23 protein-coding genes, 1 tRNA gene and 1 other RNA gene are annotated in these 26,524 nt (G+C 42.4%); 17 read left to right on the top strand and 8 right to left on the bottom strand.

All coding sequences use genetic code 11. From position 1 onward, the window contains the following. Nucleotides 1–47 precede the first annotated feature (47 nt). The 4 genes from H8S51_RS00125 to H8S51_RS00110 all read left to right on the top strand — a co-directional run bounded on the left by H8S51_RS00125 (nt 48) and on the right by H8S51_RS00110 (nt 5,647). Nucleotides 48–1,070 (top strand): SpoIID/LytB domain-containing protein, encoded by a 1,023-nt coding sequence (locus H8S51_RS00125; RefSeq protein WP_186899832.1) that lies wholly within the window; start codon nt 48–50, stop codon nt 1,068–1,070. Nucleotides 1,071–1,153: 83 nt separating this feature from the next. Then, nucleotides 1,154–1,933: a M23 family metallopeptidase gene (locus tag H8S51_RS00120; RefSeq protein WP_186899831.1), complete on the top strand. Its 780-nt coding sequence runs from the start codon at nt 1,154–1,156 to the stop codon at nt 1,931–1,933. Between the two features lie 134 nt (nt 1,934–2,067). After that, nucleotides 2,068–3,681, top strand: a complete 1,614-nt coding sequence (locus H8S51_RS00115) for a GGDEF domain-containing protein (protein WP_118209301.1) — start codon at nt 2,068–2,070, stop codon at nt 3,679–3,681. 373 nt (nt 3,682–4,054) lie between these two features. Further along, a complete protein-coding gene (locus H8S51_RS00110; RefSeq protein ID WP_186899830.1) occupies nt 4,055–5,647 on the top strand; it encodes a DEAD/DEAH box helicase in 1,593 nt (530 codons plus the stop codon). A gap of 138 nt (nt 5,648–5,785) precedes the next feature. Here the strand turns inward: H8S51_RS00110 and H8S51_RS00105 are convergent, their stop codons facing one another. Next, nucleotides 5,786–7,135, bottom strand: coding sequence for an MATE family efflux transporter (locus H8S51_RS00105; protein ID WP_186899829.1), 1,350 nt, complete (start codon nt 7,133–7,135; stop codon nt 5,786–5,788). A 236-nt stretch (nt 7,136–7,371) separates the two neighbouring features. Between H8S51_RS00105 and H8S51_RS00100 the strand changes: the two genes are divergently transcribed. The 3 genes from H8S51_RS00100 to H8S51_RS00090 all read left to right on the top strand — a co-directional run bounded on the left by H8S51_RS00100 (nt 7,372) and on the right by H8S51_RS00090 (nt 11,369). Then, a complete protein-coding gene (locus H8S51_RS00100; protein ID WP_117920813.1) occupies nt 7,372–8,064 on the top strand; it encodes a response regulator transcription factor in 693 nt (230 codons plus the stop codon). Nucleotides 8,065–8,067: 3 nt separating this feature from the next. After that, nucleotides 8,068–10,635 carry a sensor histidine kinase gene (locus H8S51_RS00095; protein WP_186899828.1) on the top strand — a complete coding sequence of 856 codons (2,568 nt, stop codon included), beginning with the start codon at nt 8,068–8,070 and terminating at the stop codon, nt 10,633–10,635. Between the two features lie 311 nt (nt 10,636–10,946). After that, a complete protein-coding gene (locus tag H8S51_RS00090; RefSeq protein WP_118209241.1) occupies nt 10,947–11,369 on the top strand; it encodes an SseB family protein in 423 nt (140 codons plus the stop codon). 126 nt (nt 11,370–11,495) lie between these two features. On the opposite strand, the gene H8S51_RS00085 is transcribed toward H8S51_RS00090, so the two are convergent. Together H8S51_RS00085 and H8S51_RS00080 are read right to left on the bottom strand one after the other, a co-directional pair. Continuing rightward, nucleotides 11,496–12,038, bottom strand: coding sequence for an NADH peroxidase (locus tag H8S51_RS00085; protein WP_006857073.1), 543 nt, complete (start codon nt 12,036–12,038; stop codon nt 11,496–11,498). 180 nt (nt 12,039–12,218) lie between these two features. After that, the gene (locus H8S51_RS00080; RefSeq protein WP_117920809.1) at nt 12,219–12,611 is read right to left on the bottom strand and encodes a Fur family transcriptional regulator; all 393 of its coding nucleotides are present in this window, start codon (nt 12,609–12,611) and stop codon (nt 12,219–12,221) included. Nucleotides 12,612–12,746: 135 nt separating this feature from the next. Between H8S51_RS00080 and H8S51_RS00075 the strand changes: the two genes are divergently transcribed. Beyond that, on the top strand, nt 12,747–13,631 hold the full coding sequence (locus H8S51_RS00075; protein WP_186899827.1) for a DUF6128 domain-containing protein: 885 nt from the start codon (nt 12,747–12,749) through the stop codon (nt 13,629–13,631). A 17-nt stretch (nt 13,632–13,648) separates the two neighbouring features. On the opposite strand, the gene H8S51_RS00070 is transcribed toward H8S51_RS00075, so the two are convergent. Next, nucleotides 13,649–14,227 carry a GNAT family N-acetyltransferase gene (locus H8S51_RS00070; protein WP_241070812.1) on the bottom strand — a complete coding sequence of 193 codons (579 nt, stop codon included), beginning with the start codon at nt 14,225–14,227 and terminating at the stop codon, nt 13,649–13,651. Between the two features lie 85 nt (nt 14,228–14,312). Between H8S51_RS00070 and tadA the strand changes: the two genes are divergently transcribed. From tadA to H8S51_RS00045, 5 genes are all read left to right on the top strand, one after another. Beyond that, nucleotides 14,313–14,795, top strand: coding sequence for a tRNA adenosine(34) deaminase TadA (gene tadA, locus H8S51_RS00065; RefSeq protein ID WP_186899826.1), 483 nt, complete (start codon nt 14,313–14,315; stop codon nt 14,793–14,795). A gap of 33 nt (nt 14,796–14,828) precedes the next feature. Continuing rightward, an RNA gene (ffs, locus tag H8S51_RS00060) (signal recognition particle sRNA large type) lies at nt 14,829–15,091 on the top strand. 76 nt (nt 15,092–15,167) lie between these two features. Next, entirely contained in the window at nt 15,168–15,626 is a 459-nt protein-coding gene (locus H8S51_RS00055) for a hypothetical protein (RefSeq protein WP_241070811.1), read from the top strand. Nucleotides 15,627–15,887: 261 nt separating this feature from the next. Further along, nucleotides 15,888–16,871 carry a phosphate acetyltransferase gene (pta, locus tag H8S51_RS00050; RefSeq protein WP_186899825.1) on the top strand — a complete coding sequence of 328 codons (984 nt, stop codon included), beginning with the start codon at nt 15,888–15,890 and terminating at the stop codon, nt 16,869–16,871. 170 nt (nt 16,872–17,041) lie between these two features. Continuing rightward, a complete protein-coding gene (locus tag H8S51_RS00045; protein WP_186899824.1) occupies nt 17,042–18,379 on the top strand; it encodes an MATE family efflux transporter in 1,338 nt (445 codons plus the stop codon). A 263-nt stretch (nt 18,380–18,642) separates the two neighbouring features. Here the strand turns inward: H8S51_RS00045 and H8S51_RS00040 are convergent, their stop codons facing one another. After that, entirely contained in the window at nt 18,643–19,641 is a 999-nt protein-coding gene (locus tag H8S51_RS00040) for a cytidylate kinase-like family protein (RefSeq protein ID WP_118209236.1), read from the bottom strand. Nucleotides 19,642–19,656: 15 nt separating this feature from the next. Next, nucleotides 19,657–21,099 (bottom strand): sodium:proton antiporter, encoded by a 1,443-nt coding sequence (locus H8S51_RS00035; RefSeq protein WP_118209235.1) that lies wholly within the window; start codon nt 21,097–21,099, stop codon nt 19,657–19,659. A gap of 250 nt (nt 21,100–21,349) precedes the next feature. Between H8S51_RS00035 and H8S51_RS00030 the strand changes: the two genes are divergently transcribed. Further along, nucleotides 21,350–21,423, top strand: a tRNA-Pro gene (locus H8S51_RS00030). An 82-nt stretch (nt 21,424–21,505) separates the two neighbouring features. Here the strand turns inward: H8S51_RS00030 and H8S51_RS00025 are convergent. Next, complete coding sequence (locus tag H8S51_RS00025; protein WP_186899823.1) at nt 21,506–22,051, bottom strand: Uma2 family endonuclease; 546 nt, start codon at nt 22,049–22,051, stop codon at nt 21,506–21,508. 212 nt (nt 22,052–22,263) lie between these two features. Here H8S51_RS00025 and H8S51_RS00020 point away from each other — a divergent pair, with 212 nt between their 5' ends. From H8S51_RS00020 to H8S51_RS00010, 3 genes are all read left to right on the top strand, one after another. After that, nucleotides 22,264–23,337 carry a 6-phosphofructokinase gene (locus tag H8S51_RS00020; protein WP_186899822.1) on the top strand — a complete coding sequence of 358 codons (1,074 nt, stop codon included), beginning with the start codon at nt 22,264–22,266 and terminating at the stop codon, nt 23,335–23,337. A 1-nt stretch (nt 23,338) separates the two neighbouring features. Then, a complete protein-coding gene (dnaX, locus tag H8S51_RS00015; RefSeq protein WP_186899821.1) occupies nt 23,339–24,919 on the top strand; it encodes a DNA polymerase III subunit gamma/tau in 1,581 nt (526 codons plus the stop codon). Between the two features lie 225 nt (nt 24,920–25,144). Further along, nucleotides 25,145–25,495, top strand: coding sequence for a YbaB/EbfC family nucleoid-associated protein (locus H8S51_RS00010; RefSeq protein WP_186899820.1), 351 nt, complete (start codon nt 25,145–25,147; stop codon nt 25,493–25,495). A gap of 109 nt (nt 25,496–25,604) precedes the next feature. On the opposite strand, the gene H8S51_RS00005 is transcribed toward H8S51_RS00010, so the two are convergent. Further along, nucleotides 25,605–26,375, bottom strand: a complete 771-nt coding sequence (locus tag H8S51_RS00005; RefSeq protein WP_118209232.1) for a DUF6062 family protein — start codon at nt 26,373–26,375, stop codon at nt 25,605–25,607. Nucleotides 26,376–26,524 lie beyond the last annotated feature (149 nt).

Here is a 26,524-nt window from a genome sequence, read left to right as displayed (position 1 = left end):
GAGAAGTCTCTCTGTTTCATATATTAAATGGACAGGGAGATTTTTTTATGGGAAGACGAAGAAAAAAACGTACAAATTCATGGTTTACAGGAATCTGTCTGATACTGTTATTGCCGGTTTTTATCACGACACTGATGCAGAGAATGCAGTTGGAAAATCTTATATATGGAAAAGATGGAGTGCAGGGAGTTTTTACTACAGCCGATAGTGAAAAAAATATGGAGGGAGAAATACGGCAGCATCTGGAAAACAGGAAGAGTCTATTAGCGGAACAGACAGAGACGACAGACGATGGCAGGAAAGAAGAGGATGACGCAGTTGAGATAAAGATTTTGCAGATTGTGGCACAGGAAATTGGTGTCGATAAGCCGCCGGAAACAATAAAGGCACAGTGTGTGATCGCCAGAACGAATCTGTATGATGCAATGCAGGCAGGTACAAAGGAGCCGGAGAAAATGACACCGGAGCGCCAGCAGGAATTATGGGGAGAAAATTATGATAAAAATTATCAAAAACTAAAATCCTGCGTGGAGGCAACGGCGGGGGAGGTGCTTTTATATGATGGAACTTACATATATGCAGCGTATCACGCAATTAGCAGCGGACGGACACGCAACATGTCAGAACTATATGAAGATGCAGACATGCCATATCTGGTTATGTCAGAATGTCATGCAGATACCACTGCGGAAGGTTATCTTTCTGTGTTTTATTATGAAAAAGAGGAGTTTCTGGAGAAATGCCGGGCAGCGTATCCTGATGCAGAACTGACAGATCCGGGACAGATTGAGATCAAAAGCCGTGATGCAGCAGAATATGTGACAAAAATCAATGTTGCCGGAGAGACATATGATGGAGAACAGTTCCGTCATGCTTTAGAGCTTCCATCGGCGTGTTTTTCAATCACAGAAATGGATGGTCATGTACGTATCGTGGCAAAGGGAATGGGGCACGGATTTGGCTTAAGTCAGAATACAGCAGAAGAACTCGCAAAAGAAGGGTATGACTACCGGGAGATACTTGAATATTTTTATAAAGGAGCCGTGATCGGGCAGGCTGGGAATTTATAGACAGGAAATAAAAAACAATCGTATAAACCATCCGGAATGTGGCAACACTATGGTTAAAAATAAATAATGGATGGTGAGAAATAATGAAAAAGAAAGGTTTTTTTGGGTACAGACAATATGTAATTGCAGGATTGCTGATCGCTTTAGCAGCGGTTGGAACGACCGCCCTATACAGCAGCAGACAGGAAGAAGAACGGGAGCAGATGGAAGAAGAACTTGCGAGAGAAATGCAGAAGCAGTCAGATGACATTGCAGCGCAGGAAGATTCGGAGCAGTCTGCAGAAGCATCCGCTCTGGTTCCACCCAGACAGTCTTATGATGAGATGGAGAATGAATTAGACGACCCTGCAGTGACAGCAGAAATCGCAGAGGAAGATGATACAGCAGAAACAGAAGAATCAGAAGAGACGGAGCAGCAGACCGTTCAGACCGCAAATACGGCACAGTCACTTCATTTTTCCGAGGAACTGCTCTGGCCGATGGAAGGTAATGTCGTCATTAATTACAGTATGGATTCCACAGTTTATTTTCCGACACTGGATCAGTATAAGTATAATCCGGCAGTGATCATCGCAGGAGAAGTCAACGATAAAGTCTATGCCGTTGCAAAAGGGCAGATCAAGAGTATTAAAAATGATGAGGTAACAGGCTGTACGGTTACAGTTGATCTGGGTGATGGTTATGAGGCAGTTTACGGTCAGTTAAAAGAACTGAATTTTGCAGAGGGAGATTATGTGGAGGCTGGACATGTATTAGGTTATATCGGTGAGCCGACAAAATACTTTACCGTAGAGGGAAGCAATCTGTATTTTGAGCTTGATAAAGATGGAATACCGGTTGATCCGATCGCATATTTTGAATAAAAGAATCAAATAAAACAAAAAGCATTCTTCCTTGAATAAGACACAGTTCTATTTTATAATAAAAGATAGTATTCTTTTTATGGGAGAAAATCTTAGAAAAAATGTCTGGTGTGGAATGAGAGGAGGCAGTGCACATGGAATATGACGGATATGATGAAGTTGTCCGTGCATGGATACAGGGAGTGTACGACAGCCGGGGAAACGATGCGAAACGGACATTGAAGTTTTGTTATGATATCGAACAGTATGCATTGAAAAAAAACGATGCAAAATTGCTTGGATTTGCATACTACTACAGTGCAGAGACCTATTATCTGTTAAATGAAAGTGAAAAGTTCTTTTTCTGCATTACCAAAGGCGTATCTTATCTGAATGAATCCAATCAGTGGAAGCTAGTGGCGCGTGCATATAATCTGATGGCAATTACAGCGATCAATCGGGGAAATGAGCCAATTGCGCTTGATTATTATCTGACCGGATTAAATTTCTGCACAAAATATCAGTTAAAAGAAGAGGAAACCATGATAGATATTAATCTTGGAAATTTATATCTATCATGTGGACAATATTTAGAAGCACAGAGATATTTTGAACATTGCGGACAGCATGTAAAAAAATATGTGAATGATGACAGAAACAATCGTCTGATCACCTGTGTTTATATTGGCATGGGAACAGGTTTTTTGTTCCGTGACATGCCGGATCGGGCAGCACATTATGTGGAGCTTATTTCTGACGAGTGCGCAGGTCGGATTGATGGCATAGAACTCCTTAGTTTTCGCTGTTTTAAGGCACGTGTATGTCATGCGACTGGAAAGGCAGAGGCACGTGATGAATGTATCCGGTTAATCTGTGAGGAGATCAATACAGATATTCCGATCATGGATATTTTCGGAGATCTTTATGAAATCAGCCAGCTGCTGCTTGATATAGGAAATGATGATGCTTTTTTGCGGGTTATGGGAATCTTAGAGCCATTGACGTGGCAGTCAAAGATTGTTAATCTGCAGAGACAGATCATTTCCTTAAAGATCAAGTTTTACCGTATGCATAAAAATAATGATGCATATTTAGAGGCAGCAGGGCAGTATTATGAGTTGTCTGAGGTCATGGAAAAAGAAAAGCAGGCGATGATCGCAAATATGCTTGATGTCCGTGAATCTTTAGAGCGTGCAAATAAAAAAAGACGCGAGATCGAAGAAGCAAATATCAGACTTCAGGAAAAATCAGAAACGGATGCACTGACACGTTTAGCAAACAGATTCCGTCTGAATGATTATTTAGACAACGCATTTGAACGGGCACAGTCGGATCAGACAGCACTTGCGATGGAGATTTTGGATATTGATTATTTTAAGCAGTATAATGATAATTACGGACATCAGGCAGGGGATGAGTGCATTAAGCGGATTGCCGGACAGCTTGAGATGATGCAGAATGACAGGATTTTCTGTGCAAGGTATGGTGGGGATGAGTTTATTATCCTTTACCAGAACATGACAGAAGAAGAAGTCAGACATGCGGCAGAAGGGTTGAGACAGAGGATTATGGATCTTGCGATCCGGCATGCATATTCGCAGGCAATGTCTATTGTGACGATCTCCCAGGGAATCTGTTATGATATTCCGAAAGATGATACAAAAAGCTGGGACTTTTTACATGCGGCGGATGCAATGCTTTATCATGTTAAGAAAAAATCCAGAAATGATCTTGCAATGGGACATTTAGCGGATGCAAGCGATAAATAAAACAGGAAACATTTCTGAAAATGCGGCATAGAATATAACAGATACAAACAAAAATCCGCAATCGAGTTTTTCACACGGAAAACCGGAAGTAAAAATTGATGCAGTAGAATGGATAAGATACAGGATTGTCGATTGCTTTTAAATAGGAAGTAATACCCGGACCAGAGGCCTTGTGACAGATTCTGCCAGATGTCGTGGTTTGGGGTACATAATTCCCGAAAATCCGCGGTTGTAATGAACGTTGAACCGGGGAATTTCTTGACAAAAGTACGGGCACCGTGTTATCATTCAGACTGTTGCGCTTATGGGGGCTGTTGATCAGCCCCTTGTTTTACGCGCGCCTATGGCGCACGTTTCTATAGAAAGGAAATATATGGAAACAGTTAGATTCGACCAGTTAGATTTATATCCGCAGGTATTGCGTGCAATAGCAGAAATGGGATTTGAAGAGGCAACACCGATACAGAGCCAGGCAATTCCAGTTGTGATGTCCGGTGTGGACGTCATTGGACAGGCACAGACAGGAACAGGAAAGACAGCATCATTTGGAATCCCGGTACTGCATAAAGTAGATCCGAATAATAAAAAAACACAGGTTATCATCTTATCACCTACAAGAGAACTTGCAATTCAGGTGGCAGATGAGATCCGTAAACTTGCAAAATATATGCATGGAGTGAAAATCCTTCCGGTATACGGCGGACAGGAGATCAGCCGTCAGATCAAAGCGTTGAAGGGTGGAGCACAGATCATTATCGGTACACCGGGACGTGTCATGGATCATCTGCGAAGAAAAACGATCCGCTGTGAAGCAGTGAATACGATCGTACTTGACGAAGCGGATGAAATGTTAAACATGGGATTCCGTGAGGACATTGAAACAATTTTGGAGTATATTCCGGAAGAAGGCAGACAGACAGTATTATTTTCTGCTACCATGCCAAAGCCAATCTTGGATATTACCAAAAAATATCAGCATGACGCGGTGACGATCAAAGTAGTAAAAAAAGAGCTGACCGTTCCAAATATCGAGCAGTATTATTATGACGTAAAGAGAAAAGACAAGATTGAAGTTTTAACCAGACTTCTTGATTATTATAATCCGAAACTTTCCCTCGTGTTCTGTAATACAAAACGTATGGTGGATGAACTTACCGAGGAATTGCAGGGACGCGGATATTTTGCTGAGGGACTGCACGGAGATATGAAGCAGACACAGCGAGATCGTGTAATGCGCGGTTTCCGTACCGGAAAGACAGAAATACTGATCGCTACTGATGTTGCAGCGAGAGGCATCGATGTAGATGATGTGGAAGCGGTATTTAATTATGATATTCCGCAGGATGATGAATATTATGTACACCGTATCGGAAGAACAGGACGTGCAGGAAGAACAGGACGTGCATTTACTTTCGTCAAAGGAAAAGAAGTATATAAATTAAAAGATATCATGCGTTACTGCAAAACCAAGATCGTTGCAATGCCGATCCCGTCCACGGATGATGTGGCACAGATCAAGGCTGAAAAGGTCATGGAAGAGATCGGAAGGATCATCGATGAGGAAAATTTAAAAGATACGATCGATATCATCGAAAAGCAGATCAATGAATCCGATTATACCGCAATGGATATTGCTGCAGCATTCTTAAAACAGGCGTTGGGACAGATCAGTCTTGACAATGACAGAGAGGACTCTTTTGATTTTGACAATACCGGAGCGGAAGAGGGCATGGTGCGTCTGTTTATCAACATCGGTAAAAAAGACCGCGTGAAACCGGGCGATATCTTAGGTGCGGTTGCAGGCGAATCCGGCATGCCGGGTAAATTAGTTGGTGCGATTGATATGTATGATAAATATACGTTTGTGGAAGTGCCAAGAGAGTATGGCAAAGAAGTATTAGAAGCCATGAAAAATGCAAAGATCAAAGGACGTTCCGTTAATATGGAGCCGGCAAACCAGAAATAAAAAGTTTAAGTCCGTGAGTGAAAATATTTCCGGTCAAAAAAATCCCATGGGAAATGATTTTATAAATCAGTTTCCCACGGGATTTTTTTGGTTATAGGATTGTGAACTACTTTTTTACACCCGAAACTTCGTAGAAGATTACTGCCCAATTTTACTTACGATCGTGCGGTTGATCTTTACTAAGAAGAAGGCAGTTGCACACACAGATACCAGCTCGGCGATCGGGAAGGCCCACCATACCAGATTGACATTGCCGGACTGTGCTAACAGGTATGCTGCCGGGAGCAGGATCACTAACTGTCTTGCAATGGATATGCACATACTGTAGACTGCTTTTCCAAGTGCCTGAAAAATACTGCTGCAGGAAATTCCAAAACCGGCAAGCAGGAAACTTAAACTGATGATACGCAGCGCAGGGACACCGATGGAGAGCATGGTGTCGGAAGCCTGAAACATGGAGAGAAGCTGCTTTGGAAAGAGCTGGAATAAAAGCAGGCCGACTGCCATGATGCTGACTGCATAAGCGACACAGTGTTTTAAAGTTTTTGTGACACGCTCTTTGTTTCCGGCACCGTAGTTGTATGCCATAACCGGGATGACACCGTTGTTTAAACCAAAAGCCGGCATAAATACGAAGCTCTGCAGTTTAAAGTAAACGCCGAACACCGCGGTTGCAGTGGAGGAAAACGCGATCAGGATACGGTTCATACCGTAGTTCATCACGGAACCGATCGCCTGCATTACAATAGAAGGAACACCGATCACATAAATCTGTCCGATAATATTTTTGTCCGGGCGGAAATGGTGCAGGTCAATCTGTACTTCCTTATTTTTTGTGTGGTTTAAAACAATTGCCAAAATACCGGCAATCATCTGTCCGATGACGGTTGCAGCAGCAGCACCGGAAATGCCCATTTTCGGGAGACCAAACAGACCAAAGATGAGAACCGGATCGAGAGCGATATTGATGATCGCACCGACACCCTGTGTATACATGGTATAAATGGTTTTTCCGGTTGCCTGCAGCATACGCTCAAACATAAGCTGCGTAAAAATACCGAAAGAAAGACAGCAGCAGATCGTCAGATACTGTTTTCCGTAAACAATGATTTCTTCAATATCTGTCTGGCTGCGGAAAAACGGCTCTGCGAAAAACAGACCGATGATCAAAAAGAGCAGATAGCTGACAACAATTAAAAATACAGCGTTTTCTGCGATCTTATTCACTTTTTCTGTATCCTTTTCTCCTAAGGAGCGGGCTAAAAGTGCATTGACACCGACGGCGGTTCCGACACCGACAGCGATCATAAGGTTCTGAATCGGGAAAGCCATAGATACGGCAGTCAGTGCATTTTCACTGATCATGGCAACAAAAATACTGTCGACGATATTGTAGAGTGCCTGCACAAGCATGGAGATCATGATCGGCAGGGACATTGAGATAATAAGTTTGTCAATCGGCATGACGCCCATTTTATTTTCTTCCATATAAAAAGCTCCTTTGTAAAAATTTCCATAATTTACTCCCGGAAAATAAAAAACTTCCGGGAGCGCTACTTTCCTATATTATCATTCCTTTTACGGGAACACAAGCGGTAACTTCATCAAATCTTAATGTTTTGACTGATTGGAAATTCATAATTATTCCGTTACAATAAGAGCATGATCATAAAGAGACAGGTTTATGTAAAAATCTATCAGAAACCTGCGGAAAAGGGGACAACATGTACAGTATACTGGTGTGCGATGATGAAAAAGATATTGTTTCGGCATTAAAAATCTATCTGATGGCGGACGGTTATCAGGTATTTGAGGCATATAACGGAAAAGAAGTGCTTGAGGTGTTAAAGTCGCATGACATCCATCTGGTACTGATGGATATCATGATGCCTGAGATGGATGGAATCTCTGCCATGGTAAAAATCCGGGAAACAAGCAATGTTCCGGTGATCTTACTGACGGCAAAAAGTGAAGATACAGACAAAGTTTTAGGACTCACGGTCGGAGCGGATGATTATATCACAAAACCATTTAATCCGGTGGAAGTTCAGGCACGTGTGAAATCACAGCTCAGACGCTATATGCAGCTTGGAGGCGGAGCAGTCAAAAAAGATGTTCTCTCAATTGGCGGGATCGAACTTGACGACCGCAGCAAAGAGGTGTCGCTTGATGGCGAAAAAATCTCGCTGACGCGCACGGAATACGATATTTTAAAACTTCTGATGGAGCATCCCGGAGAGGTGTTTTCCCCGAATCAGATTTACGAGCAGGTATGGCAGGACAATCCATACGGAACAGAGAATACCGTAGCAGTACATATCAGACATCTGCGGGAAAAAGTAGAATATAATCCGGCAGAGCCGCGGTATCTGAAAGTTGTGTGGGGACGTGGTTATAAAATGGAAGGACAGGTGTAAAAAGTGGAAAAGTGGAAAGGTTCGATCATGGCAAAGATCATTGCCTGGATCGTGCTGAGTGCAAGTGCACTTTGTTTTATATTTGGTGCGGCAGGCTCAGTTTTTATGATAGAGGAAGGTGTTTATAACAATTCAAAAGATGATATAAGAAAGCAGTGGTTTGAACAGGTATCCTTTCAATATGGGTTGTCTGCAATCGATGATCTAAGGAGAGAGCGGACAGAAGGTATGGATACAAGTCCGTATTTTAAATATGGAATTATCAAGGCAGAGAGCTTGGACGGAATCGACTTAAACGATGAGAAATCGTATGCAGTCCGCAATTTTTCCGATAAGATAAGCATAGATGATGTATATACGAACAGTGTGGAGCTGTCGGATGAGGATCAGATCGTTTATACAAATGGAAATTTCCTGACCGGCGGCGGTGTGGAACTCATGTATTCCGGGGATAATTCATATGTCAGCATTTATGCGGACCGGATCTGTTATGATGAAGCGAAAGGCATTTTTGTATATCTGGCAGGAAATGAGTATTACCCGGTGCAGCAGATCGAGGTGGAATCAGAAAAATCCGGCAATCTGATTTTTACTTATGATGCAGAGAAAAAAATGTACCGGAATGAGCAGACACAGACAACAGACAGCGGGTTTATGACAGATGGGACAGGAGAGTATGATATAGCAGAATCTACAGAATCCTCCATCACGGATGTGGCAGGTGAGTATGTTTCTGCAGAGTCAACGGAAGAAACAATTACGGATGTAAAGGAAAACGAAAAAGTTGCAGCAGAATCCACAGAAGAACCGATTAAAATGGATGTGCTGGATCAGGAATATATCACATTTGATATGCTTGATGGCACACAGTGGGATGTGAAAAACTGGGATTATCTGCTGTTAGACGGTGTTCGTGGGATATCCATGGATGAGATTGACCGGGTAGATTCCTCTGAAAAAAACGCGGAAAATGCAGATATTTCTTATACAACATATGGTGATTATTATCTGGATGGTAATTATACACTCTGGGTAAATATGGGGCAGAAGACACCGAAAATCACTTATCAGTTGATCGTACTTCTTCCGCAAAATGTGGGAACAGACAAGAACAGCACAGACTGGTATGTACAGGCAAATACCCTGCTGGATTTTGTATACAGCATGCGCTATACAGCGCTGGTTGTGATGTTTTTCAGTTTTATCATCGGAGTTGCAGCGTTTGTATTTCTGATGTGCGCAGCGGGACACCGTAAGGGGACAGACAAGATTGTTACGACCGTCTGGGATCACATGTGGTTTGATGTTTTTGCAGTACTTATTGTGCTGGCAGAGGTATTTATATTTTACGTGGCATTTATGTTTCTGGCAAATATAGATATTATGTATCTGCCATTTATCCTGTTTGTGACTGCGATTGCAAGTCTTTGTATGGGATGGCTGCTGTTACTGTTTTTATTGAGTTTTGCAGTGCGGGTAAAACTTGGAAAATGGTGGAGACATACTCTGTGTTACCAGATCTGCAGCAAAATCAGAAAATTTTTTCATATGATATGGGAAAATATTGGATTTTTATGGAAAGTGATTTTAGTCATGCTGGTGCTTGCGTTTCTTGAAGGAATTGCAGTGCTCATGTTTTTGAATACAGGCATTGCTTTCTTTCTTTGGCTGGTGGAAAAACTGATTTTATATCCACTCATTCTGTGGTGCTGTGTACAGTTAAATCAGTTAAAAACCGGAACGGAAAAAATTGCAGGCGGCGAGCCGGGCTATCAGATCGGTACAAAGCATATGACCGGTATATTTAAGGAACAGGGAGAGCAGATCAATCACATCAGTGATGGCATGACGCATGCGATCGAGGAGAGGATGAAGAGTGAACGGTTTAAGACAGAACTGATCACAAACGTTTCCCACGATATCAAGACACCGCTGACATCCATCATCAATTATGTTGATCTGTTGGAAAAAGAAGATCTGCACAACGAGACAGCGCAGGAATATTTAGAGGTATTAGATCGTCAGTCGGGACGTTTAAAGAAATTGATCGAGGATCTGATCGAGGCATCAAAGGCATCTACCGGAAACCTTCCGGTACATTTGGAAAAGTTGGAAGCCGGAATATTTATGACGCAGACCGTCGGGGAATTTGAGGAAAAGACAAAAGCTGCAGGACTTGATCTTGTGATCGAAAAGCCGGATACACCAGTCTATATTATGGCAGACAGCAGACATTTCTGGCGTGTCATCGATAATCTGATGAATAATATCTGCAAATATGCCCAGAACGGAACGCGTGTCTACATCAACCTTGAGGTAAAAGAGGCACAGGTGTCCATCACCTTCCGCAATACTTCAAAATACCCGCTCAATATCAGCAGCGAAGAACTGATGGAGCGTTTTGTGAGAGGCGATGAATCCAGAAATACGGAAGGAAGCGGACTTGGACTTTCCATTGCAAACAGTCTGATGGATCTTATGGGTGGCACATTCCGTCTGTATGTGGATGGAGATCTGTTTAAGGTTGTGCTCGGATTTGCCGAGGCAAAAGAGAAAAAAGATGAAAACTAATTACCAGAAAGCATGGATGTCCGGAGGGCACCATGCTTTTTGTCTTGAACTTTGTTATTTGACGTTAGCATTTGTAGATTTTGCTGCTAAAATCAGATTGTGAAAAGGAATACCGGAGGGTATAATATAAAGTAAGAATTTATTGAATTAGTGGAAAAATACTGTATGGAACAATTTGAATAAAAAATTACACGGAGATCAGTGTGAAAAATAACATTTTTCACACGCAAGATTTGTGCTTACGCACAAACTTGATATGCAAATAAAAACGTTGTTTTTATTAAAAAGACAGCGCAAGAATGGAGATTTTTATGGACAACAATAAAATTGATGAAGGATTACAGGGAAACGAAAAAATAGAGACTGCGATTGCAGCATTACAGCAGGAACCAAGCGAGGAGATGTTAGCACATACCCTGACTGTAATACGCAGGCGCATGAAAGAAGGCGGTCAGTTTATCATAGCGGTAGAACCGCCAAAAGGCGATGATCAGATGCAGGTGCAGGCAATACAGACACCAGACGGCAATCGCTGGTGGGCGGCATTTACCAGTTTCGAGGAAGAATTAAAGGGCAGCGGCAGTGTGATGTCCACATTTTTGACGGGGATGGAGCAGGCATTTCGCACCGTTCTCATGGCAGAAGAGGTTAATGGGATCATTGTAAATCCGTGGAATCGGACGATTATGTTAGATAAGAATCTGATACGGATCATACTTGGGGAACAGGAATAGTTTTATTATTTAATTGCAACAGCATTTATGCAGAAAATTTTGAATGATAGTTAATGGCTTACGAAAAAAGAGGAACAGGTGTTTTGTACCTGTTCCTCTTAAAATGCTTATTTTTGCGTTCGCCAATTAGCCAAAGTATCTATTTAATAATCCTTCGAACGCTTTACCATGACGAGCCTCGTCACGAGCCATCTCATGAACGGTATCATGGATTGCATCAAGGTTTGCAGCTTTTGCACGTTTTGCAAGATCAGTTTTTCCTGCTGTTGCGCCGTTCTCAGCGTCAACTCTCATCTGAAGGTTCTTCTTGGTGCTGTCTGTTACAACTTCACCGAGCAGCTCTGCAAACTTAGCAGCATGTTCTGCTTCTTCCCATGCAGCTTTTTCATAGTAGGAACCAACTTCCGGATAACCTTCACGGTAAGCAACACGAGCCATTGCAAGATACATACCAACTTCAGAGCACTCGCCCTCGAAGTTTGCTCTTAAATCAGATACGATATCTTCGCTTACGCCTTTTGCAACGCCTACAACGTGCTCAGCAGCCCATACTTTTTCACCTTCCTGTAATTTGAACTTCTCAGCTGGAGCTTTACATACCGGGCAGATCTCCGGAGCTGCATCGCCTTCATAAACATAACCACATACTGTACATACATACTTTGCCATAATCTTAATCTCCTTTTTGAAAAATATTATTTGTTTACTGTAATAGATTTCCCCGCTTATTTGAAATCTATTACTGTGTGCTTTAAATTGATATCAGTAACTATTACTGATTTTAAATGAAAAACTTCTTTTTGTCAAGACTATTTTTACGTCATTTTTGAAGTTTTTGAGGGAAAACAATCAGGAAGTCTGTATTTTGCCTTTGCAGGAAGGGCATTTTCCATAAAAATATGTTACATGTCCTTCAATCTCGCCGTCAAAGTCCTGTGCGGCAAGAACATTGATATGATCCAGTCCTGTTACATTCAGATCCAGAACGCTTCCACATTCTTTACAGATAAAATGGTAATGTGGTTTTGGATTACCGTCAAAACGATCAGGTCCGATTCCTGTAGACAGCTTCTGGATCTCACCGATATCTGCAAGCAATGAGAGATTGCGGTATACCGTGCCAAGGCTGATATTCGGAAATTCTTCCTTGATATTCATATAGACGGTCTCTGCGGTAGGGTGGTCATAACGCGAGATTAAAAACTTCTTGATGGATTCCCGCTGCTTACTTCGTTTCAGCATTTTACCATCCTTTCTTAATAATAGTAATTGTTACTAAAATTATCATATGATAATTAATAAAAAAAGTCAACAGTATATTTGACATAGAACAGAAAAATCAGCATATAAATAGAAAAAAAGTAACAGAGAGTGCCTATGGCGGGAATGAAACGGTTTATTACATATATATATGCCTATGAAAATACAAAAAAAGCAGGAAATACAGGATTTGCCCGAATCGAGCTGCGTGGAGAAGAATGCAGATTAGAAATCCATCTGCGGGGTGTCTATGCGGCACAGACTCATTGTAAGATTTATCTGTTCCGTAAACAGGGCAGGGGGATAGAAGGAAGCCTGATTGGAGAAATGGATGTCCGTAATGGTGCAGGGGATTTTAACGTAATTATGAAAACAGCACATATACCGACATCATTGCTTAGCTTTTTTGAGATGGAAGGAATTTTTTTGTGCAGTGAAGATGGAAGTATTTTTATGAGCCGATGGACAGAGGGAGAGCCACTTGCTGTGGATATGGAACACTTCATAGAGTGGAAGGCAGAGCAGACGGAAGAAAATATATATGCAGAAGAAAAACAACAGGAAAATAAAATCCAGACCGCCCAATTTGACCGGGAATCTGACAATGAACTCAGAGCAACCGAACTTCCAGCCCGTAATTTCTTCCCACAGTACCAGTGGAAGGATATCTGGGAACAGTTTTTAAAAAGTCATCCGGCAAGCATGCCTTTTTCAGAAAAGAATATTACCTGCATTAAAATTGAATTAAAGGATATCAGAGAGCTTCCGAGGAAATACTGGTATCTTGGAAATAATAGTTTTTTGCTGCATGGATTTTTTAATTACAGATATCTTGTGCTTGGAAAAATAGAAGAAGATAACGAAGATAAATGGTTTCTCGGAGTGCCTGGAATTTATCAGAATCAGGAGCGTGTTATGGCGATCATCTTTGGGTTTCCGGAATTTATGCCGGAGCAGGTGGAAAACCGGTTTGGCTGCTGGTATCGTTTTATAGAGGAATAGTTATAAGTAAATAATCCTTAGCTTTCATCAGATGGGTTGAGGTATGCGTAGCGCAGATGGTCTTCCCAGCGGTTCTGGATAAGAAAGCAGCCGCGTTCTACACCTTCGTATTGGAAACCAATTGATTCTAAAAGATATATGGATGCTTTATTTTCCGGCATAACGCGAGCAAACACGCGGTGAAGATGGAGATCATAAAAGGCAAGACGCATAGCACCTTTGACAGCTTCTGTGGCATACCCCATGTGACGAAATGCTGCGTCAAATTTATAGCCAATTTCTGTACAGGAATATGCGGCAAAGCGGATGTCATGAAGGCATACGGTTCCGATGATCGTCAGGGGATCTTCTTTCCGGAAAACATAGAAACGGATGCACTGCTGTTTCAGGGCGAGATCCCATTCACATTTCAAAACAGCCTGCTGGTAGGATGCAGTATAAAAATTATCCAGTCTAGCCGGTTCATAGGCTTCAAAACTTTCGCGGTTGCGGTTCTGGAAATTTAAGACTGCATTGGCGTAGTTTGGAGTCAGGACTTTTAGGAACAGGCGCTCTGTCTCAAATTCATATTTTAAAGAAGCGTTTTTTCGCTGCATGCAAGGTGCTCCCTTCTCGACAAAAATGAAAAAGTGCGGTAAAATACTGCATATTATATAGTATAACATTTTGGGGAAACTGTCCATGAATCAGGATGAAAAATACATGAAAGCAGCGATCCGGCAGGCAAGGAAAGCATACGCCTTAGATGAAGTACCGATCGGCTGCGTGATCGTGCAGGATGATAAGATCATTGCACGCGGGTATAACAGAAGAAATACAGAAGGCAATACGTTAGCACATGCGGAACTGACTGCCATACGTAAGGCAAGCAGGAAAACGGGAGACTGGCGGTTAGAGGACTGTACGATGTATGTGACGTTAGAGCCGTGCCAGATGTGTGCAGGGGCGATCGTTCAGAGCCGGATGAAAAAAGTGGTGATCGGAAGCATGAATCCGAAGGCGGGATGTGCCGGTTCGGTGCTAAATCTGCTTCAGATGCAGCAGTTCAACCATCAGGTCGAGATTGAAAAAGGAGTGTTAGGAGAAGAGTGTTCGGAAATGCTTTCCACATTTTTCAAGGAACTTCGCCAGAAAAAGAAGTCCAAAGAGCTGTATCCGTCTTGACAATACAGGGCAAAATAGGCTATACTTAAATCTCCGAGCAGCCGGGGTGGTAGCGGTACCCTGAACCAGCAATCCGCTATAGCTGGGGTGATGCCGAACGGAGGGTTGTCAGATTGTGGAGCTGCCCTTCATAAGTGGCGTTGAAGTTTGGGTCTTACGCAACAGGAATCTGTGAACCGGGTCAGGTCAGGAATGGAGCAGCCCTAAGCAGAAGCTCTTGTGTGCCGTAAGGGTGCCTGGGCCGAGTTAACTGTGGAGGTAACGTCTGTGGTCTGGATTCGATGGGAGGCGCTCGGTTTTAATTTATGACAATCGGAATGTTCGCAGAGCGTGCATTGATTGGATTGATTTTGATAGTTGAAAGGAATAACAGTGGATAAACTCAGAAAAGGACTGTATCAGGTAAGTGAAGGTTTAGAACTCATCATAGCATTAGTTGCCGTGATCGGTGTGGTCATTGCAACACTTAATCTTTTTCCGGAACTCTTATTATACTGGCAGAACCGGACGGACGCGGAAGCGTTTCTTATCTTTCTTGATGCCGTTTTTGATGTGGTGATCGGGTTGGAGTTTATCAAGATGCTCTGCAAACCGAGTTCCCAGAATATCATGGAAGTGTTGATCTTTTTGATCGCACGCCATATGATCGTGCAGAAAACATCAGCACTGGAAGATCTGCTTTCGGTTGTCAGCATTGGAATATTATTTTTCTTCCGCAGATTCATGCTTGCAACAAAACCGGATAAAGAGCAGCATGTGCCGGAACTTTTTGGGGCAATCCGAAATGCAGGAAATAAAAAGGAGAGAGAATCCGCAGACAGTGAAGAGTAAACGGGTTTTCATGTGATAAATAAAAGGTACCGCAGGTCATAATCTGATCTGCGGTACCTTTTTGTATGAAGAAAAATACAATTTACGTTAATTTTTTCACAAAGATACTGACAGTATATCAAAATTGAGAGAATATGTCAAATAAAACTGCATTTATTTGAATACAAATATTGAATTTCAAAAAAACTGCTATATAATGAAAACATGACACGCGCTGGTAGAGAGCGCCAATTACATTATATAAAAAGTGAGGAAATAATCATGTTTGGATTTGGACAACTGATCGACATCTTAAAAAAAGATCCTAAGAAAATCGTATTTACAGAAGGCGATGATCCTCGTATTTTAGAAGCTGCTTCCCGTCTGTTAGCAGGAACATTCCTTCATCCGATCTTAATCGGTAGCCCGGAGAAAATCGCTGTAGAGGCTGAGGAGAGCGGTTTTAATATCCGTGGAGCAGAGATCATTGATCCGGCTAACTACGACAGAATGGATGAGATGATTTCTTTATTCTGCGAACTTCGTAAGAGTAAAGGTGTGACACCGGAGCAGGCAAAGGGTATCCTTTCCCAGGCAAACTACTTCGGAACAATGCTTGTAAAAATGGGCGTTGCTGATGCACTTCTTGGTGGAGCTACTTATTCAACAGCAGATACTGTACGTCCGGCATTACAGCTGATCAAAACAAAACCGGGCAATACAATCGTATCTTCCTGCTTTATCATGGTTCGTCCTGCAGCTACCGGTGAGAACGAAGTTCTTGCAATGGGTGACTGTGCGATCAATATTCATCCGACAGAGGATGAGTTAGTTGAGATCGCAGGTGAGACAGCACAGTGTGCGAAGATTTTCGGTGTTGATCCTAAGGTTGCATTCTTAAGCTACTCTACACTCGGTTCCGGTAAAGGTGAGGATGTAGACAAAATGCGCAACGCAGCAAGCAAAGCAAAGGCAAAATACCCGGATCTTCCAATTGAAGGAGAACTTCAGTTCGACGCAGCAGTTTCTCCGCGTGTAGCACGTACTAAATGCCCGGGTAATCCGGTTGCAGGTCATGCAAACACATTTATCTTCCCGGATATCAATGCAGGAAATATCGGATACAAGATTGCACAGCGTCTTGGTAACTTCGAGGCTTATGGACCGATCTTACTTGGATTAAATGCTCCGATCAACGATTTGTCCCGTGGATGTAATGCAGCAGAAGTTTATTCTATGGCTATCATTACAGCAGCACTTGCATAAGATAATGTGTAAGAAACTGTTGGCATGAATCAATCCAGTGCATAACAGTATATTTTAAATAAAATGTCAGTATGACGAGAGAGTAACGTGGCATGGCGTAAGCTGTGCCACGTTTTGCATGGGGATAAATTTTAAAATAAGATTTTTATATGCAGGAAATGAGGAGAAATATGGAGCAGCCGCTTTTTACAAGAGAAGATTTAAAAAAATTGATCATACCACTGATCATTGAACAGATGCTGGCACTCAGCATTGGTCTGTTTGATACTTTAATGGTGTCATCCTGCGGGGAAGCTGCGGTTTCGGGCGTATCGCTTGTAGACAGTATCAGTGTGCTGTTGATCCAGATATTGTCGGCGCTTGCGACCGGTGGAGCTGTTGTGTGCAGCCAGTATCTCGGTAAAAAAATGCCGGAGAAAGCAAAACTTTCGGCGGGTCAGTTGATGTTTATCATGCTCACATCATCTGGTACTGTGATGATACTGGTACTGTTTCTGCACCGTTTTTTATTGCGTGCAATTTTCGGACAGATCGAAGCAGATGTTATGGACGCAGCTCAGATTTATTTTCTGATCTCTGCGATATCTTATCCGTTCCTCGGCGTGTATAATGCAGGAGCAGCACTGTTTCGAAGCATAGGGAATAGTAAGATCAGCATGTATACAAGCCTTGTTATGAATGTGATCAATATCGGAGGCAATGCGATTTTGATTTATGGGTTTGGAATCGGTGTGACAGGTGCGGCGCTTGCGACACTGATCGCACGAATGGTATCTGCACTTGTTATGGTAGTGTTGTTGTCGAAAAAAGATAATCCGCTCTGCATCACGACACCGGGATGTATGCGTCCAAAGAAAGACGTGATCGGGAAAATTCTTAAGATCGGTATTCCAAGTGGTATTGAAAATGGAATGTTTCAGATCGGCAAACTTTTAGTATCAAGCCTGACTGCAACATTTGGAACGGCTGCGATCGCAGCAAATGCCGTAGCAAACAGCATCGCAGGCTTTGCAAATATTCCGGGAATTGCCATCGGGCTTGCAATGGTCACAGTAATCGGACGATGTATCGGTGCAGGGGAAAAAGAACAGGCAAAACGGTACAGTAAAAAACTGTTGGGACTTGCATATGGCGGCATGTGTCTGACGGACATTACGTTATTGATCCTGGTTCGGCCATTGGTTGGCTGTTTTTCTCTTTCCGGGGAGGCATTTACGATTACAGTGCAGCTTCTGCGGACATTTTCCATTTGTGCCATGCTGATCTGGCCATTAAGTTTTGCATTGCCGAATGTCCTGCGTGCTGCGGGAGATGCAAAATATACCATGGAGGTCAGCGTATTTTCCATGTGGGTATTCCGAGTTGCAAGCAGTTATTTCTTTGCGGGTACGTTAAAAATGGGAGTTCTTGGTGTATGGATCGGAATGTATGTGGACTGGGTGTTCCGTTCACTCCTGTTTGTAATACGGTATAAGCGGGGAAAATGGCTCAATAAACGTGTTGTATGAGAAGTTATAGATTGAAAAACCTAGATATACAGGCAAATAAAAATTGTGCGACAATATATAAAATAAAAATGAAAATTTAGATAATAAGTGGATAACTCTGTGGATAATGTGGATAAGAGTGTATAATAGTGGAAAACAGTAAATTTGTTGCACAATTATAAATTATATGTAAAATAAAAGGAAAATATACATAAAATATAAAAAAAGAGACATATCGCAGTCAACTTAATTGGTTTTTGCAATATGTCTCTTGTTTTTAGGTATTATTTTTCAGGATGTCTGTCGATCATACGCTCAATCAGTTCTACGGATTCTTCGATACCGTAGCATGCACTGTTGATACAAAGATCATAGTTTACGGCATCGCCCCATTTACGTCCGGTATAAAAATGATAGTACTGCTCATGTCCTTTATCAATCTTTTTCAAACGGCGAACGGCTTCCCTGAGTGGAAGATTGTTTACCTCCATCATACGGTGCACACGCTGTTCAAACGGAGCGGTGATGAAGATACTGATGTGTGGGATGCGGTTGTTTGTCAGAATCACATCTGCACAGCGTCCCATTACGATAAAGTCTTCTTTTTTTGCCATTTCCACGATCAGATCACTCTGATTGAAAAATACTGCATCTTTTTTTGGCAGACCGTGATAACGGCTGAAATCTTTTAAGAAACGCTTGGCGTTGGTATCGTGTTTAGCTACTTTATCAAGTTTGGCTGTAAAACTGTCGCGGTCTGTAACGGAATCTTTTTCTGCCTCTAAACGCTCTAATACGCGGTTGAAAATCTCAACATCATAGTAGTTGATCTTTAATGCATCTGCAAGTGCAAAACCGATATCAGTACCGGCACTTCCGTGTGTTCTTCCGATACAGATGATCAGATGATCGTCTTTGGAAAATTTCTGGTGCAGGTTGGATGTATTTAAGGAAGCAAGATTCTGGTCAAGGATATCGACCGAACCAAAACTTGCAGGCAGTTCTGCAATCTGGTGTAAAATCTCATTGTATTCATGCATCATACGGCTGCGGTCCTCTTTATTGCGGATCGTACGTGCCATATTACCGATTAAAGCAATCTCACTGCGGAGCAGGTGTCCCTGCGGGTGTGTGGAGATCAGGGTTGTCAGGTTACGAATGCTTGTTTCTTTGTCGCCGGTAAAAGTGCGTCCAAGGGAAGAACCTATCAGACGGTAAACTTCACTGTCGAGATCATAAATGCGGGTAGCAAGTGCCCGTGATGTTTCGATATTATTTTCCATTGTGAAATCCCCCCTTTATAAAAAGAATACCAGAGTGTCAATGATAAACACCGGAACTAAAAATACGATTGACCATAATAAGTATCCGAAGAACGATGGCATGCGCACACCGTTCTCGTCAGAGATGGATTTTACCATAAAGTTTGGTGCATTTCCGATATAAGTGTTTGCACCCATAAATACGGCACCACAGGAGATCGCAGTGAGCATCTTGACCGGAATTGTTCCGACGGTAGTTGCAATACCCTGCGAAAAACCAAGTGTACCTGCGGTTGTCAGGAATACCAGATAGGTCGGTGTGTTATCAAGGAAACTGGAAAGTGCACCGGTTGCCCAGAACATTTCAAATGGTTTGGAAAGACCAAGCTCCGGTCCCATGGATTTAAGAAGCATCAGCGCCGGCTGCATGGTAATAAAAATACCGATGAAGAGAACGGCAACTTCTTTGATTGCACCCCAGGTAAAGTGGTTGCTGGTACGGATCTGCGGGTCTGTTGTTTTAAAGGAGAGTAAAGCGGCAAGCAGGATGATGGCAACCTCAATAATAGAAGGAAAACCAAGAGTTACTTCACGGAATATACGGATACCACGTACATTTCCGGCTGCATCCTGAAATGCGGCAAGGTTTGGAAGTGTTCCGCTTAAAATAACGGCAGCAACGATCATAACCAGGAAGATGATGTTGTGCAGACCATCGATTTTTAAAGTAGTACCGGCTTTGCTGATATCCGGTTTTCTGCCGTTTGCGATATCTTTGCGGTAATTGTGACGGTCTAAGAGATAAAATACAGTCAATAAAATTACCATATTAAAGATTAAAATCGGGAACAGATGCATGCTCCAGAAGAACGGAACACCACGCATAAATCCCATTAAAAGTGGCGGATCACCGATTGGGGTTAAGCATCCTCCCATATTCGAGATCAGGAAAATGAAGAATACCATAATGTGACTCTTGTGCTGACGCCAGGAGTTCATCTTGATCATCGGACGTACCATTAACATACTGGCACCCGTTGTACCGATACAGCTGGAAAGTAAGGTACCGATTGCAAGGAAGATTACGTTGACACGCGGGGAACCTGCGAGATCGCCTTCTAAAGTGATGTTACCGGCAACACAGAACAGACCAAATAACAGGACGATAAAAGTCAGGTAATCGTTTAAAATACACTCAAGTACTGTTTCGACCGCATCGCCGGCACTATAGGTCACTGCAAATGGAATAATAAATAACAGGGACCAAGCAGCTACGGCAAGCGGCTGGTTTTTCTCCCACCATTCCGGTTTTACAAGCGGAAGTACTGCGATACAGAGTAACAGACCGGCAAATGGGATACAAAGCCATACCGGAACGGTTGCAGTACTGCTTTCGCCGGATTCTGCTGCGAGAATCGTTAGCGGTGTGAAAAGCAGCATAGTTGCGATGCTTCCACAAAGAGCAAGTAACTTTTTCATAAAATCAGCCTCCAAATTCTATGATATATAAATTCATATCATTATTTGTTGATTGCAAAAAAATGTCAATAGATAGTCTTTTTGCAAGGTTAAATCTTAACACAATCTGAATTTTTTTTCTGCCAGAAAATAAAAAAAGCGTAAAAACAATAAAAAAAATACAAAATTCATTTCAAACTTTAAAAAAACATGTAAATATGGTATACTGAATCTCTGACGGCTTCATATATTAATATAGGATCGTTATTTGCGGGGTATGGCGTAGTTTGGTAGCGCGCACGGCTGGGGGCCGTGAGGTCGCAGGTTCAAATCCTGTTACCCCGATTGAAACAAAATAGCCGGAAAGTCGAGATTTTGCAGTAAAATCAAGGCTTTCCGGCTATTTTGCTTTAAGCAGAATGCTTTCTTATTTCAGCAACTCTGTAATATTAATTGTCAGATCATCATAAATACATACCTGTATATCATCGTCAAAATTGTACTGGTCACTTAATTCCTCTTTTTCCAAATCAAACACGTTTACTGTTTTGGTGAGTGGATTTACAATCCAGTATTCACGGACTCCGGCAGAACGGTATTTGAATAATTTTATTCCAAAATCGAGGCGCTTCGTGCTGGGAGATGCAATCTCAATGATCCAGTCCGGTGCACCGTTACACCCACGGTCGTCAAGTTTTGATTTGTCACAAATAACGCTGATATCCGGTTCAACGTAAGTTTTATCGTCCTGATTCAGAAAAACGGCAAATGGTGCCGGATAGACTTTGCAGGAACCATTATTTTTTTTGATATAATCACGAATTTCTGCTGATAAATTCATCACAAGTTCCTGATGCAGTCTGTTTGGCGGTGCCATATCATAAATAACACCATCGATCAGCTCTGCGCGTTTCCCTTCTGGAAGGGAATAGATATATTTGGTTGTAAAAGTGTTTTCTTTTGATAATGACATGGCGTGTACCTCCTTTTCGGCAGATTCTTATACATCCATAATACAATTTAATTTTAGTATAGTCAAAAAATATATTTTTAGATATTTGATTTTGCCAGAAATATTGCAAAATATCTGTGAAAAGGGTAATATTTTAAATAGAGCGAAAGACACAGAGTCGGCACATGCAAAAATTGTGCAATGCAAATATGGGTATACAGGAGGAAACGCAGATGAAGAGAATCGGTATGTTGACAAGCGGTGGGGATTGCCAGGCATTAAATGCAGCAATGCGTGGTGTGGTAAAAGGATTGAGTGAAAACGTAGATGAGCTGGAGATTTATGGTTTCTTAAATGGTTATAAAGGATTGATCTACGGAGATTACAGATTACTGACATCAGCGGATTTCTCAGGAATCCTTACCAAAGGAGGAACGATCCTCGGATCTTCGAGACAGCCGTTTAAACAGATGCGCGTTCCGGATGCAAATGGATTAGACAAAGTAGAAGCTATGAAATCTACCTATTATAAATTAAGACTTGACTGTCTGGTTATCTTAGGCGGTAATGGGACAGAAAAAACAGCGAATCTGCTCCGCGAGGAAGGTTTAAACGTGATTCATCTTCCGAAGACTATTGATAACGATATTTATGGAACAGATGTTACATTCGGATTTCAGAGTGCGATCAATATTGCAACAGATGCGATCGACTGTATCCACACAACAGCAGCTTCACATAACCGTGTATTTATCGTGGAAGTTATGGGATATAAAGTTGGCTGGCTGACTCTCTATGCAGGGGTTGCCGGTGGTGCAGATATCATTTTGCTGCCGGAGATCCCATATGATATTGAAAAAGTGATTGCAGCGATCAATAAGCGTACCAAGGCAGGAAAAGGATTTACTATCCTTGCAGTTGCAGAGGGAGCAATTTCCAAGGAGGACGCGGCATTATCCAAGAAAGAATACAAAGAGAAAGTGGCAAAACGCAAATATCCGTCCGTTTCCTATGAGATTGCAGACCAGATTTTTAAGGAAACAGGAGTGGAAGTACGTGTGACTGTTCCGGGACATACACAAAGGGGTGGAAGTCCATGCCCTTATGACCGTGTACTCTGCACCAGACTTGGTTCCGCAGCAGCACAGGCTATTATGGATGAGGATTACGGCAATATGATCGCCATGATCAATGGAAAGACAAAGCGCGTGCCATTAGGTGAAGTGGCAGGCAAATTAAAAACAGTAGATCCGGATTGCCAGATGATCAAAGAGGCAAAACGGATCGGAATCAGTTTCGGGGATTAAGATGTCATATACAGCATTATATCGAAAGTTCCGTCCGCAGGAGTTTGAGGACGTCAAAGGACAGGAACACATTGTTACAACATTAAAAAATCAGATCAAAGCAGACAGAATCGGGCATGCATATCTGTTTTGTGGAACGAGGGGAACCGGTAAGACCACCATTGCAAAGATATTTGCAAAAGCGGTTAACTGTGAGCATCCCGTAGACGGCAGCCCATGTGGAGAGTGTCCGACCTGTAAGGCGATTGCAGCGGGCAATTCCATGAATGTGATAGAGATCGATGCGGCGTCGAATAACGGTGTGGATAATATCCGCCAGATCCGTGAGGAGGTGGAATACCGCCCGACGGAAGGAAAGTATAAAGTATATATTATCGATGAGGTTCATATGCTTTCCATAGGTGCGTTTAATGCACTGTTAAAGACACTCGAAGAACCGCCGTCATATGTGATCTTTATTCTTGCAACGACGGAGGCTCATAAGATTCCGATCACGATCTTATCACGTTGCCAGAGATACGATTTCAGACGTATTTCTATTGAAACGATCTCAGCGAGACTGATGGAGCTGATGGAGAAAGAACATGTCACAGTGGAGGAGCGCGCGATCCGCTATATCGCAAAAGCAGCGGACGGCTCCATGCGCGATGCGCTTAGTCTGTTAGATCAGTGTATTGCTTTTTATCTTGGTCAGGATCTTACTTACGACAAGGTGCTTGAGACACTTGGTGCGGTTGATACCGAGATTTTCAGCAGACTGCTCCGCCAGATTTTAGAGAAAAATGTGACCGGTGCGATCGGTGTGATCGATGAGATGGTCATTGAGGGCAGGGAATTAGGGCAGTTTGTCAATGATTTTACATGGTATTTAAGAAACCTTATGCTTGTGCAGAGTTCGGATGATATGGAGGATGTGCTTGATATTTCAACGGAAAACCTTGCTCTGTTAAAAGAAGAGGCGCAGATGGTCGATACGGATATTCTTATGCGTTACATCCGTATTTTTTCGGAATTAAGTAATCAGATCCGTTATGCAGTGCAGAAACGTATTCTGATCGAGATTGCGGTGATCAAATTATGTAAACCGGAGATGGAAAAAGATTATGGTTCACTGATCGACCGCGTGGACAGTCTCGAAAAAAAGCTGGAGAAGGGCGTTGTAGTGACGCAGGCATCCGGTGAGATGGCTGCGGGGACAACAGGTTCTTCTGCCGCATCGGAAGTGTTAAAAAAAAAGGAACTTCCCAAGGCAATCCCTGAAGATATTAAGCAGGTCATGAGCAGCTGGAGCGGCATTTTATCACAGCTGACAGGAATTACAAGAACCTATCTCAAAAAAGCAGTTCCGACATTAGGAGAGGGCAGTACGCTGATACTGGCATTTGAGGATGCCAACGCGTATACTTATATAGAAGAGAACCGTTCCAACTGTCAGGATGAATTTCGGGCAGCAGTTGCAGAAAGACTTGGCAAAGAGGTAGAGATTCTGGTAAAATTAAATGACACTGGCACGCCAAGCGGGGAGATATACCCTGATTTGCGCCAGTTGATTAATTTTGAAATAGAAGAAGACGATTTTTAGGAGTAAAATCGAGCTCAGTGTGCTGGGCATTGCTCCTGCAAGAGGCACATGCTATGCAAGCTATTAGGCATAGCATGCATAGCAGACATTTTGCTCCGCAAAACAAGGAGTAAAATCCTCTGCTCCTGCATAGGCAGTCGCATTTTGCTCCGCAAAACAAGGAGTAAAATCCTCTGCTCCTGCATAGGCAGTCGCATTTTGCTCCGCAAAACAAGGAGGATTCACATGGCAAAAAGAGGCGGTTTCCCGGGCGGTATGCCGGGCAACATGAACAACCTTATGAAACAGGCGCAGAAAATGCAGCGTCAGATGGAAGAGGCACAGAAAGAATTAGAAGAAAAAGAGATTACAGCAGCAGCAGGTGGTGGAGCTGTTGAAGTTACTGTTTCCGGTAAGAGAGAAGTAACAAAAGTAAAATTATCAGAAGAAGTGGTTGATCCGGATGACATCGAGATGTTAGAGGATCTGATCATGGCGGCAACCAATGAGGCACTTCGTCAGTTAGAAGAGTTCTCTTCGGATTCCATGTCAAAAATCACCGGTGGCATGGGTGGTCTTGGTGGACTTCCATTCTAAGGAAAAAGGCATAATGATTCAGGGAAGACGAGGAATGTTTTTCACCTGAACCATTATGCTTTTTTTGATTCATTGGAAATTATGTTCCATGAATCAAAAAGACCTCATTTTACAACTTTGCCCGGAACACTTCATCTGCCGGATAGCCGCCGGCACATTTCTGCATGCCGCGCTGAATGCTGTCAGCGGAATTTCCCCAGTCTTTATCTTTGTTCCGGTAGTCATTTTTTTCTACAAACCATGCAACTTCTTTTTGCAGGCGTTCCATATTTTCCTGCATTAGTGCAAATGCCTTCGGGTAAAATTCCCTTTTCTGCGCATCGTTCAATTTGTTTTCCGCAGTCTCGATCAGATCCCCGAAATGAGGCAGGCAAAATCCTTTGCTCTCTTCAAAAAGCTGGCGGAATTCTTCATTTTTCAGATACAGGTCGAAAAAGGTATCCAGATATCTGCCATAGATTTTGCGGAAATGATCGCAGACATAGCAGTCCGTCGTCTTTTTGGAGATCCATGCGCCAAGCGCGGTCTGCGGTTCATGCTCTGCGGTTGCGTCTGTGCGTTTCATGCGTTTTAACAGACTTGATTTGCCTGGGGCAAAATCGGACATTTCTTTTGCGAGTTCCTGATTCAGTTTCTTCAAATGCGTGCTTAAGATCAATGCATTTCCAAGTCGATTGCCGTAATCGTACATCATTTTAAAGTGATGGCGGCAGAATCCGGTTGCATCTGTTTTTTCACGGATATCATCCTCCATATAGGCGGAACCTAAAATAAATGAGACCGCATGCTGCTCGGCTTCGCGCTCTAAATTGCAGAAAGGGCATTCGTCTTTGGCGTTGAATGCTTTGATTAAAGGGATGGTTGCAATATTTTCTTTCATAAGATCTATGACTCCTTTGACCAGTTGATCCACTTTTTTATTTAAAAAATTATAACAAAGTCTGATAATTCAAACAATAACACATAATAAATTTAAAGTTATGCCATAATAAATAAAAAACGCAACATTTCATATAAAATGTTGCGTTT

Origin of the sequence: Roseburia rectibacter, assembly GCF_014287515.2 — a bacterium.
Taxonomy (GTDB): Bacteria; Bacillota; Clostridia; order Lachnospirales; family Lachnospiraceae; genus Roseburia; species Roseburia rectibacter.
Note: the sequence above shows the minus strand (reverse complement) of the source record. Positions and strands in the feature narration are given on the sequence as shown.